General features: G+C 34.3%; 1 protein-coding gene. It reads left to right on the forward strand.

The annotated features are described in order from the left end of the window. Nucleotides 1-224 precede the first annotated feature (224 nt). On the forward strand, nt 225-592 hold a 368-nt coding region (locus A5N85_RS14310; protein WP_072577689.1), incomplete at its 3' end, for an IS630 transposase-related protein.

A 592-nucleotide genomic window follows, 5' to 3' on the forward strand; every position in this document is an offset into this window, starting at 1 on the left:
GTAAAATCACTTATAATCCAATCTATCCAAAGCAGATATAAAGAACAACTTGTAGTAGAATTATTGGTAGTTGTTTGAAAAGTATGCTAAACATACTCTTACAAAAAATACTTCTTTTAATATATTGATATTTAAATATTTAACTGTCATTGGATTATTTGATAATATTCCAGCATACTTTTCAAACCACTACCGAATTATTAAAAACAAACTGAGCATATCCTATGACCTACTGCCGCCAATTCCGACAGAAAATTCTTAACGATATTGCTAATGGAGAAACTTGGCGCGCTGTTGCAAAGCGCTACAAAATCAGCAAATTCACCGTCTATAGCTGGATTAAAAATCCCCATCCTAAAGGCTTTACTGAGCGTAAGCCCTCAAAGATTGATGATGAAGCCTTGCTTAAGGATATTGAGCAGTATCCTGATGATTACCAATGGGAAAGCGCTAGACGTTTTAATTGCTCGCAATCAGCGATTTGTTATGCTCTAAAGCGACTAAAGATAACGCATAAAAAAAGATTAACCAACATCCAAAAAGCCGACACAAGAAGAAAAGAGAAGCACTTTCAAGAACAAATAGTAAGATA

This window comes from Suttonella ornithocola, from assembly GCF_001889065.1.
GTDB classification, from domain to species: domain Bacteria; phylum Pseudomonadota; class Gammaproteobacteria; order Cardiobacteriales; family Cardiobacteriaceae; genus Suttonella_A; species Suttonella_A ornithocola.